This window comes from Pseudomonas sivasensis, from assembly GCF_021391435.1.
GTDB classification, from domain to species: domain Bacteria; phylum Pseudomonadota; class Gammaproteobacteria; order Pseudomonadales; family Pseudomonadaceae; genus Aquipseudomonas; species Aquipseudomonas sivasensis.
Genome location: NZ_CP090029.1, coordinates 3007656 through 3025729, shown reverse-complemented (window position 1 = coordinate 3025729; position 18074 = coordinate 3007656). Strand labels below are relative to the sequence as shown.

The following is an 18074-nucleotide window of genomic DNA, read 5'->3' as shown; positions in this document are numbered from 1 at the left end:
GCCTGGCATTACAGGGAGAACCCCATGGCAAAGCCGCTGAGTGAATACAATCGCAAGCGCGATTTCGAGATCACCGCAGAACCTTCCGGCAAGGCGACCACGGGCAAACGAAAGACGTCAGCACTGTCGTTCGTGATCCAGAAGCACGACGCACGCAACCTGCACTATGACTTTCGCCTGGAACTCGATGGCGTGCTCAAAAGCTGGGCCGTGCCCAAGGGCCCAAGCCTCGACCCCAGCCAGAAGCGCTTGGCGGTTCACGTGGAAGACCACCCGCTGGGCTACGGCAGTTTCGAAGGCAGCATCCCGGCCGGTCAATACGGCGCCGGTGATGTGATTGTCTGGGACCGTGGGGTCTGGAAACCCCATGACGACCCACACAAGGCTTACGCCGCCGGCAAACTCAAATTCACGCTGGTAGGTGAAAAACTCTCGGGCGATTGGGCGCTGGTGCGCACTCGCTTGAAAGGCAGCGGTGACAAGGAACAGTGGCTGCTGATCAAAGAGCAAGACCAACAGGCGCGCCCTGCCGCCGACTACGACATCGTGCAGGCTGAGCCTAAAAGCGTGCTCAGTGATGCCTCCATCGCCCCCACCAAGAACCAGCCGAAAGCCAAGAAAGCAGCCGCTGCACTGCCCGAGCAATTCACACCGCAACTGGCAACCCTGGTAGACCGCGCGCCCGACGGGGACTGGCAGTATGAAATCAAGTTTGATGGCTACCGCATGCTGGCGCGGATTCGCGACGGCGAAGTCCGCCTGTTTACACGTAACGGCCATGACTGGACCGAGCGCCTGCCGCGGCAGGTCAAGGCCCTGCACGCCCTCAAACTCAAGGACAGTTGGCTGGATGGCGAAGTGGTCAGCCTCAACCCTGAAGGTTTACCGGATTTCCAGGCCCTGCAAAATGCCTTTGACAGCGGCCGTAGCCTGGACCTCGTCTATTACCTGTTCGATGCGCCGTTTCTGGATGGCGCAGATCAGCGCCAGGCCCCCGTAGAGGATCGCCGGGCCATGCTCAAGGCCGCGCTGTCCGGAAGCAAAAGTAAGTTACTGCGGTTTTCTGAAGCCTTCACCGCCCATCATCAGGACATTTTACAGAGCGCCTGCAACCTGGCCCTGGAAGGCGTGATCGGCAAACGCATGGGTAGCCCCTACACGTCCGCTCGCAGCACTGACTGGATCAAGCTCAAATGCCGTTTGCGCCAGGAGTTTGTGATTGTCGGACATACCCGTCCCCAGGGTTCGCGCAGCGGTTTTGGCGCATTGCTGCTGGCGGTGAATGACGACAGAGGGTTGAGGTACGCCGGTCGCGTCGGCACCGGTTTTGATCAAGCGTCGTTGGAGGCTATCTACACGCAGCTCAAAGCGCGGGCGCGCAAAACCTCGCCTTTGCACAAACCCCTGACCAGTGCCCAGGCGCGAGGCGTGCAGTGGGTGGAGCCGACGCTGGTGGGCGAAGTACAGTTTGCCCAGTGGACCCGTGACGGTTTGGTGCGCCACGCCACTTTTATGGGCCTGCGCAGCGATAAACCGGCCGCGCAGATCGTGCACGAACAGCCGCAGGTGGCTGAATCCATGAAAGCCCCGCAAGCCAGGACCGTGTTGAAGATCACCCACCCTGAGCGAGTGATCGATCCACTAAGCGGCACGCAAAAGCAGCAATTGGCGCAGTTCTACGAAAGTATCAGCGAATGGGTCCTGCCCTTTCTGCGCCATCGCCCGGTGTCCTTGCTCAGGGCTCCGGAAGGCATCGAGGGCGAGCAGTTCTTTCAGAAGCACTCGGAACGCCTGGCGATTCCCCATATCAAGCAATTGGACGCCGCGCTGGACCCAGGCCACGCGCGGCTGATGGAGATCGACAGCGTCCAGGCACTTGTCGGCGCTGTGCAAATGGGCACCGTCGAATTTCATACCTGGGGCGCCACCTCAGACAAGATCGAAACCCCTGACCTGTTTGTGCTCGACCTCGACCCGGATCCCGCGTTGCCCTGGAAAAGCATGCTGGAAGCGGCACAACTCACCTTGTCGGTACTGGACGAACTGGGCCTCGATGCGTTCGTCAAAACCAGCGGCGGCAAAGGCCTGCACTTGGTAGTGCCGCTGGCACGACGGGACGGTTGGGAGCCGGTAAAAGCCTTCGCCAAAGCCATTGCCCAGTTTATGACCGAGCAACTGCCGGAACGCTTTACCGCCACCTCCGGGCCGAAAAACCGTGTGGGCAAGATCTTTATCGATTACCTGCGCAATGCACGGGGCGCGAGCACCGTGGCCGCCTACTCGGTACGGGCTCGGCCAGGGCTGCCGGTGTCGGTGCCGGTCAGTCGTAAGGAGTTGCAGGGGTTGAGTGGCGCGCAGCAGTGGACGGTGGCCAATCTGCACCAACGCTTACAGGGACTGAAGGAGGATCCGTGGGCGGGTTATGCCCATAGGCAGAAGATCAGCAAAAAAATGTGGGACAAACTGGGCGCCCAGCCACCGCAATGAGGGCGCCCTGGCCGAGCGTTAGATGAGCACGAAGATCAGCGCCAAGGCCGCGAAAATCGCCCATTTTTCCAGGTAGTAACGGGTGCGGTTGCGTTTCTTCAGCTCTTTGCCGCGCAGGCGGATCTTGTACAGACGCGTAAACGCTCGGTTCAGTCCGCCGGTCTTGTCGCCAGCGTCGTTGGGCGAACCCGCCGCCGCCATCACTGTGCGGCTGAACCAGCGATTGAACGCCGCAGCCCAGCGGTATTTCATCGGTCGCTCGACATCGCAGAACAGGATGATGCGGTTCTGCTGCGTGGTGTTTTCGGCGTAGTGAATATAGGTCTCGTCGAACATCACCGGTTCACCGTCACGCCAGTAGTAGCTCTCACCGTCCACGTTGATGTAGCAGCCAGGATCATTCGGGGTATCCAGGCCCAAGTGATAGCGGTAAGAGCCGGCGTAGGGATCGCGATGGCGTACCAGTTTGGAACCCGGCGGCAGCTCGGCGAACATCGCGGCCTTGATCGAGCCGATGCTCTGCACCAGCTCGGTGGTGCGCGGGCAGAGCTTCATTGCGGAAGGATGGCTGTCGCCGTACCACTTGAGGTAGAAACGCTTCCAGCCCGACTTGAAAAACGAGTTGAAGCCCACGTCGTTGTACTGGTCAGAGCGCTTGATTGCCCCTGCCCTCATGAGGTTCTGGCCTTCCTGGCGAATCTCTTCCCAATGCTCCTGCAACGGGCTTAGATCAGGGAAGTCGCTGGGCGAGAGAAACGGTCGACCGGGGAGTTTGGAGAACAGGTATAGAAAACAGTTGATGGGTGCCAGGAAGGTTGAATGGTCACTGAGCTGGCGACCCAGTTTGTGTCGCACCCGGCCACGCAGGTGTACATACGCAATGGAGGCGACATAGAGAACAACAATGATGAGCTTCAAGGGATTTCGTCACACGTCAGTAGAGAACAGGCTGCTCCTGCGTGCCCACGACGGCCGAGGATGAATAGCAGCACCTGAAATCACAATTCACAGACAGGCAACATGAGCGGCTTGATGACAAGCGGTTACATGGCCATTGGCAGTTATTTAGCCATATTCTGTAACGAAAAGTTAACTAAGAATTGTGAAAAGCTGTCTACTTAGGCAGGGTTCGCACCTGCACAACTACAAGGAATGGTTATGTCGCCCACTTTAGATCCGGATCATCAGGCCCTTCAGGGAGCCTGGGAGCAAACTTCACTCGAGGACAACGGTGTCCTGAACCCGGTAGACGCTCACACTGCGCCCGGTGCCATCACCACCATTTCAGGCGACCGCTTCGAAGTGAAAACCGTGCAGGGCGACCTGTTGCTGGCCGGCCGATTCTCCCTGGACAGCAGCACTACGCCAAAAAGCATTACGTGGGTCGATTCCATGGGCGATGACGCCGGCAAGCCGTTGCCTGCCAGCTACCGCCTTGATGGCGACGAATTTGTATTTATCGCGGCCGATGAAGGGATGCCCAGGCCCACCGTCTTCAGCACCGGCCCCGGTCAGACCATGCGCAGCTTCGTGCGGCGCGCTTGATCAATACGCCGTCCGAACCTGCGACGTGCTTTTCACACAGCCTTCACTTTCGGCGCGATAGGGTAAAGCCTACCTACTCCAGTGAATCCCTTGGCCCGCCTCTTTAAGCGGGCTTTTTTTTGCGTGGACAAACCGTATCAGGCAGGCCTTTTAGTGGCGGTCAAGGTAAAGCACAGCGGCAATTGCGCCGCTTGGTGCTCGTACTGATCGTAGAGTTCTTCACGATTGGAATGCGCGTATTCCTGCAAGTGACTGATCTGCAGGTCTGCGCAAATCGCGGCGCTCACCACATCGCCCAACGTGTGCACGTACCAATAGGAAGTCGGTCCGACTACCTCACCCTGACCTTCATAGACAATCGACTCCTGCAGCACAAAGGGTTCAAGCTGAAAGTACGAGCTGGCAGGTAGCAGCGGGTTCTGCGCCCTGGGGTCGAACACTTCCAGGAACGGATGGGTTTCGTACATCACCAGCGAACCGCCGGGCTTCAGCGTGCTGGCGACATGGCGCATGAACAACGCCACATCCGGCATCCAGCCGAGCACGCCGATGGTGACCAGGGCGATATCAAAGCGCTCGTGTAACCGCTGCGGCAACTGGTGGATATCGCTTTCGATAAATTCAGGAGCATGAGGCGACACATCGGCAAGCTCACGCGCTTGCCGGAGAAACGCGGCGGACTGGTCCACCCCCACCACCGAGCGTGCGCCGAGGGCGAACAGCGACAGGCTTTCTCGACCGTTGTTGCAGCCCAGTTGCACCACGTCCTTGCCGGCGACACCCAGGTCCTGCAGAACCCCTGTAATGGTTGGGTCCAGGCAGGAAAAATCGGCGTTACCAACACCGGTCAGCAATGCGCTCCAGGTGTCGGTGGTTTTATGCAGGCCGGCAGATTGGTCCCAGGCGTCCTTGTTGCTGGCAATTGCCTGTTGGGCTGAGGGCATGTCCATTGCGTCTCCAGATAAGTCTTACGGCGGGGCACCGAAGATAAGCCACATGCCGGCGTATTGAAACTCCAGGCAACTGCGGAAACTTAACGCTCACCGCGCAGGTCATTAACGCAATGAGTGTTCAGCCGTTGAACGCCCCCTCTGCGAAGCCGTCATCGTGGCCAATCACTCCGACCTGCGAAATGCCTTGTCACTGGACAGTCTGAACTTCTTTCTGGCGGATGTGCGCGACGGCCTCGGCCCGTACCTGGCCATCTACCTGCTGGCCGTGCACAAGTGGGACCCGGCCAGCATCGGCGTGGTCATGACCCTGGCGGGCATCGCCGCGCTGCTCACCCAGGGCCCGGCGGGCGCACTGATCGACCGCACGCGCAGCAAACGCGCCGTGGTTGCGCTTGCCGCCATCCTGGTGACCGCCAGCTGCCTGGTGCTGCCCTTCGTCAGCTCCTTCAGCCTGGTGGCGTTGACCCAAGCTGCCAGCGCCGTCGCCGCGTCCGTGTTCGCCCCGGCGATTTCCGCTATTTCCCTGGGGATCACCGGCCCGCGGGCATTTACCCGCCGCACCGGGCGCAATGAAACCTTCAATCACGCCGGCAACGCCGTGGCCGCGCTGCTCGCCGGTGGATTGGCCTACCTGTTCGGACCGGTGGTGGTGTTCTACCTGATGGCGTTTATGGCGGTGGCCAGTGTGGTCGCGGTCAGTTGCGTGTCAGCCAAGGCCATCGACCATGAAGTGGCCCGCGGCTTCGACCCTGCCCACGCCACCGATCATGAACAACCGTCGGGCCTGAAGGTATTACTGGCCAACCGTCCGCTGCTGCTGTTTGCCATTTGCTGCGCCTTGTTCCACTTGGCCAATGCCGCCATGCTGCCGTTGGTCAGCCAGAAGCTGTCCCAGATCAACCTGCAGATGGCCACCCCGCTGACCTCGGCCTGTATCGTCGCCGCGCAATTGGTGATGGTACCGATGGCCTGGCTGGTAGGGGTCAAGGCTGACGTGTGGGGACGCAAGCCGCTGCTGATATTCGGTTTCATGATTCTGCCGCTGCGTGGCGTGCTCTACACCGTGTCCAGCGATCCCTATTGGCTGGTGGCAGTGCAAATGCTCGACGGCATCGGTGCAGGGATCTTCGGCGCGCTGTTCCCGGTGATCGTCAAAGACCTGACCCAGGGTACCGGGCGTTTCAATGTCAGCCTGGGTGCGCTGTCCACCGTGTTTGGCTTGGGCGCGGCACTGAGCAACAGCCTGGCGGGGTTCGTGGTGCAACAGGCGGGCTATAACGCGGCCTTCTTAACCCTGGCGGGCGTGGCGGGCGCTGCGTTGGTGCTGTTGTGGGTGGCGATGCCGGAGACGTTGGAGAAACCGCTCTATGCGCCCCATGTGCCTGCAGCATGATAGAAGCGACACAGAAAACCCGGCACATGGCCGGGTTCCTTTCTCTACACATACTCAGTTGTCGGGATGTTCGCTGGCGACCGAATCGGCAGCATCGACATCGGACATGTCCTCTTCTAGAGGTGCATCATCGTCCGGCGGCAGAGGGATATTGTCCTCATCATTTCTCGGGTCGTGGCCTGTCTCGTTGTCTGTGCCACGTGTTACGGCCTGCTGTGAAAGATTGCCGGGGGCGTTCTCATTGATGTCCATGCTGGCTCTCCGTTCTTACGCTCGGGATATCCGCGCTTAAAGATGTGAGGCGGCAGATCCTGGCAAGTGCCAAGCATTAGACGAATGGCGAAAAAATACAGGCATCGTGTGCGGGCCTTTTAGCTACCACCTGTGCACGCACTGATTACCGATACCCGTCCGGACTCGTCTTCCTCAGGTTTTCACAAATATCACGCAGGACATCCGCAAGTGGAGGTTGGAGCAGAAAGGACTTCATTTCCGAGACTGCCGCTTTGTATGAAGGATCAGCGTTGACCCTCCGGAACTCGGACTTTCTCTCTTCGCTGAAGGTGGGATCACTGACCAGTCCTTCTAGGGTCAAGCCACGCTCGGGATTTCGCTCGTCGCATATCTCAAGTGCAGCGATGAAGCTGACGGCGACCTTTTCTTCGCGTATCGGGTGAGTTGCTGTAGCTGCCTCGACTGCAGTGGCAGCGGATAGAAGCCCCCACAACGCTGCGCTTTTTCCTGAGAACACTTATTTACTCCTGATTTGGGCAACTGAAACTGCCTCTCACTTATGGACCGTATGAGTCGTTCATTTGTCCAGATTCAGTAGTTCGTGCATCCGCTCGCCAATTATTCCTCGCAGCCAGGCAGCATGAAACTCCATCTCTTTCAGGGAAGTACCCTCAGCAAATTGGTATTCGAACACCTTGTCCTTCGGCCCCCGATACACAACGCTGAAATGACCATCGCGGTCATACGAAGCGACTACGTAGGGGCAGATGTAAATAATGTCGCTAAACAGCACGCGCACTTGGGTGGGTTTACGTGCGCGACGGATGACAGTGAGGGTAAGCAGTTGCTGGTTTTCGTCGAACGTAAAGGCCTGCACCCTAGGCTCAGAGAAAATCCACGCGAAGACCAATCCCATAACCACGACAGAGCCGAGCAGGAACAGGATGAGGGACGACGTTGTAAAACTCGACTCATCGCTGGACGGCACATCCTGCATCGCACCGAGCCCGATAACGAGCAAGATCGCCAGCCCGAAGGCAGGCAATAACATAATCACCGCAGCGCAAAAGCCCAAAATGGCCGAACCCGTGCTGCCAGTGATCGGTAAGTCCGGACCACCCTGCCAAATAGATGGGTGGGCGGCGGGATTTTCAGTGCGTGGTGCGGCGACGTGGTGAGGTGGACTTGGACGATTCATTAGGCAGGCTCAAGGGTGCTGTATAGACGGTACCACTACTGCCACTTCTCTAACCCGCAGAGCGTATTGATTCAACGGATATGAAGGCAGGGCTACAGAAGCTGTTTCATGAACTCCTGAGTCGGAACATCAAGCCCCATGCTCTCACCGAACACCACCTTAATCCCATCATTGGCAATTAACAGCATCTCGCAGTGCATACCAATGGCAGTCGTCAAATGGTTGAAATCACGCAGTTCTTCCACATACTTGTCTTTATAGGATTGCAGCCGATGAGAGGCCAGGTCTCTGAGACTCGGGTCAGTTTCTTGAGCTAAAGCGCCCTCTTCTGCTAACAGGCGTCGCTTAGTCAACCCCACTTGTAAGTTGGACATCCGAAAGCGCGTGTATGTGCGTATGACGCTTATGGCGCGAGATGTGAACTCGATTGCCGCGTCTTTTTTCGTCTCAGCACCCGACCAATCGGCAGATTGCATCTCCAGCAAATCCGCTGTTAGCGCCTTCTCGGCATCTTCACCGCGCGCCAAGAAGCTAGACAGGTCTAATGCCGGCTCAGCGTCAAAAGCAAGTAGGTGCGAGGCGACTAATGATGACGCTTTAGCCACATTGTCACGGCCCTGATATGCGCTCCATCCAGAACCGGCTATTCCACATCCAAAAACAATCAGCAAAAGCGCGACGGTAATTTTTCTCATGGATCCCTCCAAATCATCCAGAAAGGCTATCACGGCGACTTTCAAAAGCGGAATTGAGCCAATGGGCATCATGACAATGACTAGAGCGCGGGGCTTCTTGAGCGCGCGCAGTAAAGCCTAGGGCGCTCAGAACATCTTTCCTGTAATGCGTTGCTGGTGGAGGCTAGGTCCAGCACACTAAGTCCGCGCTTTTCAGTTGAAGGAGTAGGTTCAAATGACAGCTCTACCAGGCTCGATCCCGCTTGTTATCCTGGACGTTCAAGATGCGATTGATAGACCAAACTGGGATGGAAAAAGTAATCCTGAATACTTGGCAGTGATCCAGCGCCTTCTAGGCCATTGGCGATCAAACGGCTGGCCAGTTATTCATGTGAAGCACGATGAGCGCACTCCTACATCCAGCTACTTCGTCGACGGCCCATGGAATGGCATCAAGAAAGAGGTCGCACCGATACAGGGAGAAGCCGTCATCATCAAACAGGAAAACTGCGCCTTTGTTGGCACCGAATTGGATGCCACTCTCACACAGATGCAAGTAAAACGGTTGGTGCTGACGGGCGTTGTTATTCACAACAGTATGGACGCCACCGTCCGTGCGGGGAAAGCGCTCGGATACAGCATCATCTTACCGTCAGATGCAACGACCGCCGTGCCCGTTGTTGGGGCGAATGGAAAGTCTTGGGACGCGACAACCGTTCATGAACTGACCCTGGCAATACTCAATGATGAATACGCCGACGTAATGTCATCGGACGAAGTGATCGCACAATTCACGCTATGAACTATGAAGGTACCCAGTGCCGCAGAAGCATTTGACACGCATCAATCGCCAGCTATTTCGACAGGCGTAAGCATGTCCTTTGGGTACCGAAAATACCTAGCGCATATCGCAATTGGAGTGACCTTTATCTTTTCCCCCAACGCTGCTCCAAGCCAAACACCGGAGCAGACGATCATTCCAGCGTCTGCCAGTAATAGGGATGGCAACTTGCGCTTCATTGCGTGATCCCTCACAACAGAGTCGAACCCCTAACATACCGTCCTGTCCAGGCATCCAGCGTGGGTGGCATTCCAGTGAAAGTAACCGACAGGTTTGAACAGGCAGGCACTGCGCTTAAAAAGTTATTTTATGAGGAGGTGCATCCACTTTGATCGTTGGCTCGTAGATTCAATACCCTCACCCGGAGGGCATAAGAGCCAAGGAGATACATCATGCACGCTTTTTTCAAAAAACTTGCTGCAACAGCCTGCTTCGCGATTCTCTCCGTAACTGCAACGTTCAGCTTTGGTGCCGACCCCGTAATGGTCGGAGGTGCAGCTATGTACCCGACCAAAACCATCGTTGAGAACGCGGTCAACTCGAAGGACCACACGACATTGGTAGCCGCTGTCAAAGCTGCCGGCCTGGTTGATACGCTCAATAGCAAAGGTCCGTTCACCGTGTTCGCCCCCACAAACGAAGCCTTTGCAAAGCTGCCAGCGGGCACCGTCGATACTCTGGTCAAGCCTGAGCACAAAGCCGACCTAACTAGAATTCTGACCTACCACGTCGTGCCGGGCACTCACACATCGGCACAGCTGATGGCCGAAGCCAAAAAGAACGGCGGCACCGTTGTGTTGAAAACAGTTCAAGGTGAGTCGCTGAATATCAAGCTGCATGACGGCAAGCTTTGGGTGGTGGATGCCAAAGGCGGTAAGGCTGGTATCAGCATCGCAGACGTAATGCAGTCCAACGGCGTAATCCATGTTGTGGACTCAGTGTTGATGCCTTAAGCGCTCTTTAAGCCCGGCAGACGCAAAGCTTGCCGGGTATTGGCAACCTGCATAGACACTTCAGTTAGTCCGAATTCAAGGTATGGAAATTTCGCCGGGTGGCGCTGGGTGAGCGCCTAGGTAAATCCCGGCATGATGAGGGTGAACCGTGTGCCCGACCTGCATCACGATCATGTCGCCACGCTGCGGCCGTCTAAGTGAACGAACCTGCCAGCAGTCCCAGGCACCGTGAACAAACGAACGCTTGAGCAGCGGCGTCTGTCCGTTCGGCATGATCGTCCAAAGGTCACCGACCTGTTGAGGCACCCTGTAGCGTCAGGCACACTTGCGCGGACTCATCGCCCAAAAAGGAATTTACGATGCCGTTTTCACCGGAGGAAAGAGCCGCTTTGCTCGCGCTCAAAGGCGTAGGACCAACCGTCATTACTCGGCTTGAGCAAATGGGTATCGAATCGCTCGCCGAACTCCGCAAATCAAATGTTAGTGACATCCTGGCTCAAGCATCCGCGGCATTAGGCTCGACTTGCTGGAAGAATAGCCCTCAAGCCAGAGCGGCCATCACCGCTGCAGTGGAGCTTGCGAAGCGCTCTACAGAGCAAATCCCGGCCCGGTAGGCACGTTCGATTGACTCCCAGTCGGGTTGCTTTTGGTCATGGAGAATCCCCTACTATCTGATGGGTCTGTGCATGGGCATGGAGCAAGCGTTGGGGCAGACCGGAAGCCTTTGCAGCGTCCACAGCATCGGCAATTGCCTTGTCGAGCAGGCGCAGCAGACAGTCCATGCGCTCGTCTACACGGGGCATGATTGAACAAAATGTCTTCTTAGCCAAAAACGAAAAAGCCCAGCAGTCGCGCTGGGCTCAGATATGAAAACTCAGTAAAAAATATGAGCCGTGCTACTTAATCCTTGCAACGCGTTTGCGGCGACTCCGTACCTGCGAGCCTTTTTGGCAATGCAAACGGCAGGTTAGGGATAGAGGTAAGCTCGACTAAGCCAAACATGCACATAAGCACCGCATTCCCATCCGCGTTTGGTGCGCTGCTGAGTCCAACCAAGGCCTCATAGTCTTTCCCGGGCTCTAGAGTGAATACTTTCGCCTGGCCTGGGCAAACAGCGTAAGTGCTGCCGTAGCTGCCGGCGGACGCACCCAATGTTGCGATCTGAAAGGGTGCATCCGTTTTAACGCGGTACTCAGCCACAATCTCGGTGTATAGGCCTTCGGCCATCCGAACAGATCCGATGTACTGCTGAAGCTTGGGTGAAACCCTTCCCGGCATTCCAAGACTGGCGGGCTTAAGTGGGTACTGGGGGTAGTTAATGCTCGGCTGCCCTTCCTCTGAGAAGCGGCCAGCTTCAGCCATTTTGTGGCGAGTATCCGGGGCGCAGCTGCCCGTCACACTATCGCCAAACACATTAGAATTGGTGATCACACGAACGCGAGCCGTATTGTCGGCCTGAGGTGGATCGACATAGGGAACAGAGGGGAACCCCCCACAACCAGCAAGGGCGATAGACGAAGAAAACAGGAGCAACCAGGTATTACGCATGTACTACATCCTTGAACTTACCTAAGCGCCATCGTGTGCGAATCAGACTAAAAACTCTAGACATTAATCCTCAGTAAAAACCTGACAACGCGCTTTATATTTCCTTGCTTGCCCGGTTTGTCCCGCCTCTTGGGCATCTAAAGTATCTGCGCTGCGACGGCAATAACAGTTTGCGTTTTTGAATCAGCTCAGGCATCACTCCCTGCTCAGAGCGGAAGATGTGGCGGGGTCGAAAAAGAAAGGACCTTAGTGACGGCTAAAGCCTCAAAAGTCTGCATGAAATTGATAGACCGAACGATCGGAAGGCTAACTAGTCCAACGCTTACCGGATCAGATAACGCAGCGTCCGCAGTTCGGCCATCACCCTATCTCTCGGTATCACCACCCGACAGACCTCTCTGAATTCCAGTTTCCAGGATTGACCCTTTTGGGTACGGCTTCGGCCAAGAGGCTCTAATGGAAAATTTAATACCCTATAAAATTCATTATCTACACGATGGGAAGCCGGAGCACTTCTATACGAATGCAACGGCGTTCAGCGAAAGCGATGCGATTCGCATGGCCACAAGACACGCTGGTGAGGGCCCTGAATATTGGATACCGATAGGTCTGTCTCGGGACTCAATATTAAAAATTGCCGACAAGCTGGGTATTACGAAGGTCCGTTGGAATAAAGCCGGGTAAAACCACGGGCGCCGCCGCAGTTCTAACTCGCAAAGTTCGCGAATAAAAAACCCGGCGCGGTGGCCGGGCTTAGTTGGATGATCTCCAGCGCAAGCTCGGCTGTTGAATAAGCCCGAACCGCCCTTGGATGAGATTGAAAAAGAGACGAAGACGGCCCACGTCTGTCGCGAGGTCGCCTGGGGGGAAGTGGTGGAGCGCACTAAAACGGGTGCAGACCGCTTGGTTTTGTGGAATGCCCCTGCCATGCCCCCCCCTTAAAATCGTCGGTGAATACGCAGAGCGTCAGAAAAAGGGAAAGCCACAGGGCCTTGAGACGCCTTTTATTTTCCTGCCGTCATGGACTCCAGAGCCCCCTAACTCGAACGTTACCTGCAAAGGCATTAATAGGGGCCCGGCGTCGAAAGTTCTTAATACCCGTCGTCCTCTGCCATACAACTGTCGTCACACATATGCGACAATGCGCGCCAAATTCCAACACACATCCCCATTTTTTTGCTCAGCGACCGGGTTTCGCGCCTTGATGTCGCTGTTGATGCATGCCTGACGGCGCCTGCTGCCATGCTCGCAACCCATTGATAGGTAAAGTAATTGATCTCCACAGCTAACATCACCATGCGGTATGAAACGCATTCTGATGATTACTGCTGATCAGTGTTTACTGGGCCAAGTCGTCATTAGTAATCAACGATAAAGCACCGAAATGCACCCGTTGGTCCCAAGATTGGTCCCAGCGGGCAAATTTCAGCCCATGCCGAAACTGCATAACCCTTCCCCGGCGGCCTGCCGACTGAACACAAACCACCAAATAGCCCCACTACTCCTGAGACATCTCACATCGCAGCATTCGGTCAAAAGCGGACCTTCGCTATGACTTCTCCAATCCTGAAACCCACGAAAGTCAGTTGGATCAGTAGCCGAGTCGCATTATGTTTCTACGACTTCCCGCGAATGATGCTCAACTCGATTTCGCCCAAGTTTTTTTGCGTGATACAGAAGAACGTCAGCTTTTTCCAACAAATCAATCGCTACAATCACGCCACGCTGGTGGTTAGAAATGACACCTGAGCTGATCGTGACAATGCCTGCAGTACTGCCTTTGTGTTCTATTTTTGCAGCCTCAATTGCTGAGCGCACTTCCTCAGCGATCTTTACTGCACCTGCAAGTTCTGTTTCTGGAAGCAGGATTACAAACTCTTCGCCACCATACCGCGCAGCCAGATCGGCTGGACGTTTTATATTTTTACCTATCAACTCTGCGATTTGCCTTAAGCATTCGTCGCCGAGTACGTGGCCATAATGGTCGTTATACTGTTTGAACCAGTCTATATCGATAAGTATGAGTGCTAAGCTATTTCCAGTGCGGCATGCTCTCGACCATTCTTGTGCCAATGTAGCGTCGAAACACCTACGATTGGGCAACCCCGTAAGGCTGTCTGTTTTAGCAATATGCTCCAAATCTTGATGCGCAAGACGCAGTTCTTCTTCTGCCACCAACAAACGTTGAATTTGTCGATAAAAGAGAAAACCCAGACTGGTCAGCACAAAAATTATAAGCACCACCATAAGCGATACCTGATAGACGTATGTCCACCATGTAGCAAATACTGAATCTAACGAAAAACCTGCTGCTGCTACGATCGGAAGGCCACGTATGCGGCTGTATGCATAGACTCGTTCCACCCCGTCCACGACGGACGTCAGGGTGGCGGTTCCGTCGTCGCTGTTTATTAAATACCGACTAAATAGCTCTCCCTTTGCGATATTAGTCGTCATTAGCGCGTCAATCATGGGCCGGCGGGCTAGCAAATCACCGTTATTCAGTGCGAGCAGTATCACCCCTTTTTTATCTAAGTCTAAACGATCAAAGAAACTTTGAAAGTATGCGACGGGTACTGTCGCTAAAACCACGCCGCTGAAACTGCCATCGGGGTATTGAGTGCGACGGCTGACAGGGATAATCATATCGCCGGTGGTGCGGCTCAAAATGACCTCGCCTATATGGATGGCCGAACCAGGATGGTTTTTGTGGTAGATAAAATAAGAACGATCACTATTATTCTTTGCGACCGTCTCTGAGGAAAATGAATTTACGACCCAGTCGCCATTTTTGTCGTAAATGAACAATCCTTGAATGCCGTCGGTTGCCTCAACGTTGTTGGCCATTACTTTGGATAAACGAACTCTCTGCTCCTCGCTAAACTTGTCATTTTCGACGCGCTCTGCAAGGTTGCTGAGAATGCTTTCAGCCTGACGCAAGGTATCTTGAGCCTGCTGGTCGGAAGCCCGAACAATGTTGCGCACAGCAATTTTGGCATTCGTCAATCGTTCGTCCGCTGACTGCTTTAGCTGCCAGGCAATTGCGGACACCAGCATGACGCATACCAGTAAGATGAAAGCCACCAGACCCACAGAAAGAGCTTTAGGTGTTAATCGGCCAGACACGAGCGTTATGTTTTTCATTGAGTTCATCATAGCGTGGAAATGCTGAACCTTCCTGTGAGTCATCTAAACTCATCAAGATCCAGGTTGAGCGTATCCAAAGCGATCGGGATACCGAGTCAATATAGGCTTAATAAGCCCATGCTTCACGTTATGAATCTAGGCAAGATCTCCGTTACGAAACTGCTGTGATGAGCGAATACGGGGTGAGGACCAGAGTAGGCGCACCGCGACGTACTCGATGTCTACTTTCAACAGTGCGATTACCAGATCGATTTAGACAATGCTCAGCACCTATACGCTTGCAATTTCATACAGACGTTTCTCAATTGCCACTGTAAAAATTATCCGCAGATTGTCTGCGTCGAGCCTGGAGACGGTGTCTTCTGATTGGTGTTTCAGTATCAACTCCCGCGCGCGAATCTCATGCTGACGAGCTTCTACTGCGGTGGGTGCGCGGGCAATCACAGCGAGTAAATGAGCCGACGCACTCATTGCGGGATGACGATCGCTTCTAGCGCCAAACATGACTTCCTACCCAAGCTCTCAAACGATTGAAGGCGGGCTAAAGAATTTGGCCCCTCCCCTAGGGAGTCATGGGTATAACGGTAGGTTCATAAAAAAACAATCGGGCTCTAGATCGCGATCCTAAAACCGCGCAAAAATGTGGCGCAAGTCGCATAGTGGTCACATGGGCCATTTTTTTGGACGCCAAAAACCACAAAACCCGACTTTTTCTAGAAATATCATGGTTTGCGTTTTCAGAATGTGGCAGTGAAGGAAAGATTCGAACCTGCAACAAGTCAATCCGCTAAACAATTCACGCGGTGTCCGCGCAATGACTGCTTCCGGCCAATAGCAGACATTTGAATCCCATTCTTGCGGCTCAGACTCTAGTAGCGAATCTGCTGGAACAGGCGAGAAAAAAAGGCGCCAAATTGGCGCCTTATCGCTGCTAAGCAACTTTGATCACTACTTTTCCAAATGCTCCCCTCGCGAGATGCTCGTAAGCTTCTCGTGCTTTCTCGAACGGATATACCTGGTCGATCACGGGACGAATCTCGTATTCGTTGAGGAACGTATTCATCCGGTCGAACGATGAGCGCGGCGCTACTGCGATACCGCGAATGGTCGTCTGGCGAAAGATAAGTGGCATCAGATTGAGTTCAACGGTCTGCCCAGTGAGAAAACCGATCTGCGCAATACGCCCCGATGCCTTGGTCGCCGCGACCGATTGATTGATGCCGCTGCCTCCGGCCACATCGAGTAGCAGATCCACGCCCTTGCCTTGGGTCAGCTTCAGCACTTCCTCCGCCCAGTTCGGTGTCGTTCTGTAGTTGATGCCCGCCACGGCCCCCAGATCCTTCACGGTTTGCAAATTCTGGTCGCTGCTCGATGTTGCAATTACCTTCGCGCCAAGCGCAGTAGCGATCTGCACGGCGAATATCGACACGCCTCCAGTGCCTTGAACCAATACGGTCTGGCCCGGCTGGATTTGCCCAAAATCCACTAGCGAATACCAAGCCGTGAGCGCAGCAATAGGAAGTGTTGCCGCCTCTTCGTCGCTCATGTTGTCGGGTGCACCGACGGCGCTGTCTTCATGGATGATCATGTATTCGGCCAAACCGCCGGGCAACGGCGAACCGAAGCAGTAATCGGGTTCGTTCGGCCCTGGCTCGCCATCCAGCCAGCGTGAGTAAAGATGGGAGTTGACGCGATCACCGACTTTAAAGCGCGTGACGTTTTCACCAATCGCTACCACAGTGCCAGCGGCATCGCTCACGGGAATCAACGGTTTGGGCACCATGTGCGGTTCATAAATACCGTCGACGATAGCCTTGTCGCGAAAGTTGAGCGAGACAGCACCGACCTTTACCAGCAACTCGCCAGCCTTGGGCTGAGGGGTCGCTACCTCTCCCAATTGTAGGTTGTCGAGTCCGAAATCTTTCAATAACCAAGCTTTCATTGCGAATCTCCAAATACACGCCAATGGCTTCGAACCAGAGTCGGTTCCGCCTTGGGTGTATTTTTCGCTTTTGACTGTGCGCAATAAATGCGTACGAAAAGACATGATTATTCTATTCTTAGATAACAATCTCTTGATTCAATCGGTTTGATAGGAACGCGTCATGGAACTGCTTCAATCGATGCGACTTTTCGCCAGGCTTGCCGAACTCGGCAGTTTTACTAAAGCCGCCGAATCGCTGGACATCGGCCGCCCTCAGGTGACTCGGTACATCCAGGAGCTGGAGACGTCATTGGGCGTGCGCCTGTTTCAGCGCACCACGAGAAAGGTGGCCCTTACCGCCGAGGGCGAGAGATTCTATGAGCGGGTACAGGAGATTTTGGCTGATATTTCTGCTGCGACTTCGATGTTCGACAGATCTGGAGCAACACTCACGGGCCGACTTCGCGTCGATATTCCGACCGCTTTCGCGCAAATGGAATTCATCAAAAGCCTAAAAGAATTCACCACCTCCTACCCAGGTATCAACATGGTTCTGGGCGTCACTGACCGGGCCGTCGACCTGATTGGCGAAGGTATCGACTGTGCGTTGCGTATCGGCGATCTACCGGATTCAACCTTGATCGCTCGTCCTATCGCGATGGCGACCATGGTGACGTGTGCCGCGCCCGAGTATCTGCACGAGCACGGCGAACCCGAGACACTCGACGATCTGGCCTCCCATCGAGGCGTCAACTTCCTATCAGGTCAGAGCAACAGAACATTGCCTTGGCATTTTTCGGTGAATGGTGAGGATCAATCATTTGTGACTAACGCCGGCATCACCGTCACCGAGTCAAATGCGTACGTGCAGTGTGGTGTTTCGGGTTTCGGAATAATCCAGGCACCCGGGATTACCGTGGCCGAGCATTTATCCAGTTGCGGTTTGGTGGAAATTTTAAAGCACTATCGGCCAGCCCCTCGCCCTGTATCGTTGCTATACCCGAGCCGGACTCATCTGGCCCCCCAGGTTCAAGCTTTCATTGAGTGGCTGCAAATGCGTTTTCCGCAGCTTCATTCTGACTGGATGGAAGCATAGCGATCATTGAGTCTCGTATACGGTGGCTACTGGGTAGGAACGGTCACTCATGAACGTCCGCTCCTGGCCGAGAGCGAACAA

At 55.0% G+C, this 18074-nt stretch carries 17 protein-coding genes and 1 pseudogene; 8 read left to right on the top strand and 10 right to left on the bottom strand.

Annotated elements, in window-relative coordinates:
• Window positions 1–24: 24 nt before the first annotated feature.
• Entirely contained in the window at window positions 25–2487 is a 2463-nt protein-coding gene (gene ligD, locus LRO94_RS13630) for a DNA ligase D (protein ID WP_179179049.1), read from the top strand.
• 18 nt (window positions 2488–2505) lie between these two features.
• Here the strand turns inward: ligD and lpxO are convergent, their stop codons facing one another.
• On the bottom strand, window positions 2506–3405 hold the full coding sequence (gene lpxO / locus LRO94_RS13625; RefSeq protein ID WP_032891264.1) for a lipid A hydroxylase LpxO: 900 nt from the start codon (window positions 3403–3405) through the stop codon (window positions 2506–2508).
• A 240-nt stretch (window positions 3406–3645) separates the two neighbouring features.
• Between lpxO and LRO94_RS13620 the strand changes: the two genes are divergently transcribed.
• Window positions 3646–4032 carry a TIGR03067 domain-containing protein gene (locus LRO94_RS13620; RefSeq protein ID WP_032891263.1) on the top strand — a complete coding sequence of 129 codons (387 nt, stop codon included), beginning with the start codon at window positions 3646–3648 and terminating at the stop codon, window positions 4030–4032.
• A gap of 137 nt (window positions 4033–4169) precedes the next feature.
• Here the strand turns inward: LRO94_RS13620 and LRO94_RS13615 are convergent, their stop codons facing one another.
• Window positions 4170–4982 carry a class I SAM-dependent methyltransferase gene (locus LRO94_RS13615; RefSeq protein ID WP_122763682.1) on the bottom strand — a complete coding sequence of 271 codons (813 nt, stop codon included), beginning with the start codon at window positions 4980–4982 and terminating at the stop codon, window positions 4170–4172.
• A 157-nt stretch (window positions 4983–5139) separates the two neighbouring features.
• Between LRO94_RS13615 and LRO94_RS13610 the strand changes: the two genes are divergently transcribed.
• Window positions 5140–6378 (top strand): MFS transporter, encoded by a 1239-nt coding sequence (locus tag LRO94_RS13610; RefSeq protein ID WP_095184894.1) that lies wholly within the window; start codon window positions 5140–5142, stop codon window positions 6376–6378.
• 54 nt (window positions 6379–6432) lie between these two features.
• Here LRO94_RS13610 and LRO94_RS13605 read toward each other — a convergent pair whose 3' ends face one another.
• The 3 genes from LRO94_RS13605 to LRO94_RS13595 all read right to left on the bottom strand — a co-directional run bounded on the left by LRO94_RS13605 (window position 6433) and on the right by LRO94_RS13595 (window position 8505).
• The gene (locus tag LRO94_RS13605) at window positions 6433–6630 is read right to left on the bottom strand and encodes a hypothetical protein (RefSeq protein WP_095184895.1); all 198 of its coding nucleotides are present in this window, start codon (window positions 6628–6630) and stop codon (window positions 6433–6435) included.
• Between the two features lie 559 nt (window positions 6631–7189).
• A complete protein-coding gene (locus tag LRO94_RS13600) occupies window positions 7190–7810 on the bottom strand; it encodes a hypothetical protein (RefSeq protein ID WP_179179050.1) in 621 nt (206 codons plus the stop codon).
• Window positions 7811–7902: 92 nt separating this feature from the next.
• The gene (locus tag LRO94_RS13595) at window positions 7903–8505 is read right to left on the bottom strand and encodes a hypothetical protein (RefSeq protein WP_143499365.1); all 603 of its coding nucleotides are present in this window, start codon (window positions 8503–8505) and stop codon (window positions 7903–7905) included.
• A gap of 214 nt (window positions 8506–8719) precedes the next feature.
• On the opposite strand from LRO94_RS13595, the gene LRO94_RS13590 reads away from it, so the two are divergent.
• Window positions 8720–9286 carry an isochorismatase family protein gene (locus LRO94_RS13590; protein ID WP_179179051.1) on the top strand — a complete coding sequence of 189 codons (567 nt, stop codon included), beginning with the start codon at window positions 8720–8722 and terminating at the stop codon, window positions 9284–9286.
• 431 nt (window positions 9287–9717) lie between these two features.
• Window positions 9718–10278, top strand: coding sequence for a fasciclin domain-containing protein (locus LRO94_RS13585; protein WP_122753200.1), 561 nt, complete (start codon window positions 9718–9720; stop codon window positions 10276–10278).
• Window positions 10279–10368: 90 nt separating this feature from the next.
• Here LRO94_RS13585 and LRO94_RS13580 read toward each other — a convergent pair.
• A pseudogene (locus LRO94_RS13580) lies at window positions 10369–10569 on the bottom strand (phage tail protein); the annotation flags it as partial.
• 68 nt (window positions 10570–10637) lie between these two features.
• Here LRO94_RS13580 and LRO94_RS13575 point away from each other — a divergent pair.
• Entirely contained in the window at window positions 10638–10892 is a 255-nt protein-coding gene (locus tag LRO94_RS13575) for a Pathogenicity locus (RefSeq protein ID WP_032891253.1), read from the top strand.
• 36 nt (window positions 10893–10928) lie between these two features.
• Here LRO94_RS13575 and LRO94_RS13570 read toward each other — a convergent pair whose 3' ends face one another.
• Together LRO94_RS13570 and LRO94_RS13565 are read right to left on the bottom strand one after the other, a co-directional pair.
• On the bottom strand, window positions 10929–11081 hold the full coding sequence (locus tag LRO94_RS13570) for a hypothetical protein (protein WP_177326466.1): 153 nt from the start codon (window positions 11079–11081) through the stop codon (window positions 10929–10931).
• A gap of 97 nt (window positions 11082–11178) precedes the next feature.
• A complete protein-coding gene (locus LRO94_RS13565) occupies window positions 11179–11826 on the bottom strand; it encodes a hypothetical protein (RefSeq protein ID WP_032891252.1) in 648 nt (215 codons plus the stop codon).
• A 456-nt stretch (window positions 11827–12282) separates the two neighbouring features.
• Here LRO94_RS13565 and LRO94_RS28075 point away from each other — a divergent pair, with 456 nt between their 5' ends.
• Window positions 12283–12510 (top strand): DUF6555 family protein, encoded by a 228-nt coding sequence (locus LRO94_RS28075; RefSeq protein ID WP_032891251.1) that lies wholly within the window; start codon window positions 12283–12285, stop codon window positions 12508–12510.
• Between the two features lie 924 nt (window positions 12511–13434).
• Here the strand turns inward: LRO94_RS28075 and LRO94_RS13560 are convergent.
• Window positions 13435–14970, bottom strand: coding sequence for a sensor domain-containing diguanylate cyclase (locus LRO94_RS13560; RefSeq protein ID WP_179179052.1), 1536 nt, complete (start codon window positions 14968–14970; stop codon window positions 13435–13437).
• Window positions 14971–15904: 934 nt separating this feature from the next.
• The gene (locus tag LRO94_RS13555) at window positions 15905–16915 is read right to left on the bottom strand and encodes a zinc-dependent alcohol dehydrogenase family protein (protein ID WP_179179053.1); all 1011 of its coding nucleotides are present in this window, start codon (window positions 16913–16915) and stop codon (window positions 15905–15907) included.
• A 163-nt stretch (window positions 16916–17078) separates the two neighbouring features.
• Between LRO94_RS13555 and LRO94_RS13550 the strand changes: the two genes are divergently transcribed.
• Window positions 17079–17993, top strand: coding sequence for a LysR family transcriptional regulator (locus tag LRO94_RS13550; protein ID WP_179179054.1), 915 nt, complete (start codon window positions 17079–17081; stop codon window positions 17991–17993).
• The last annotated feature ends 81 nt before the right edge of the window (window positions 17994–18074 follow it).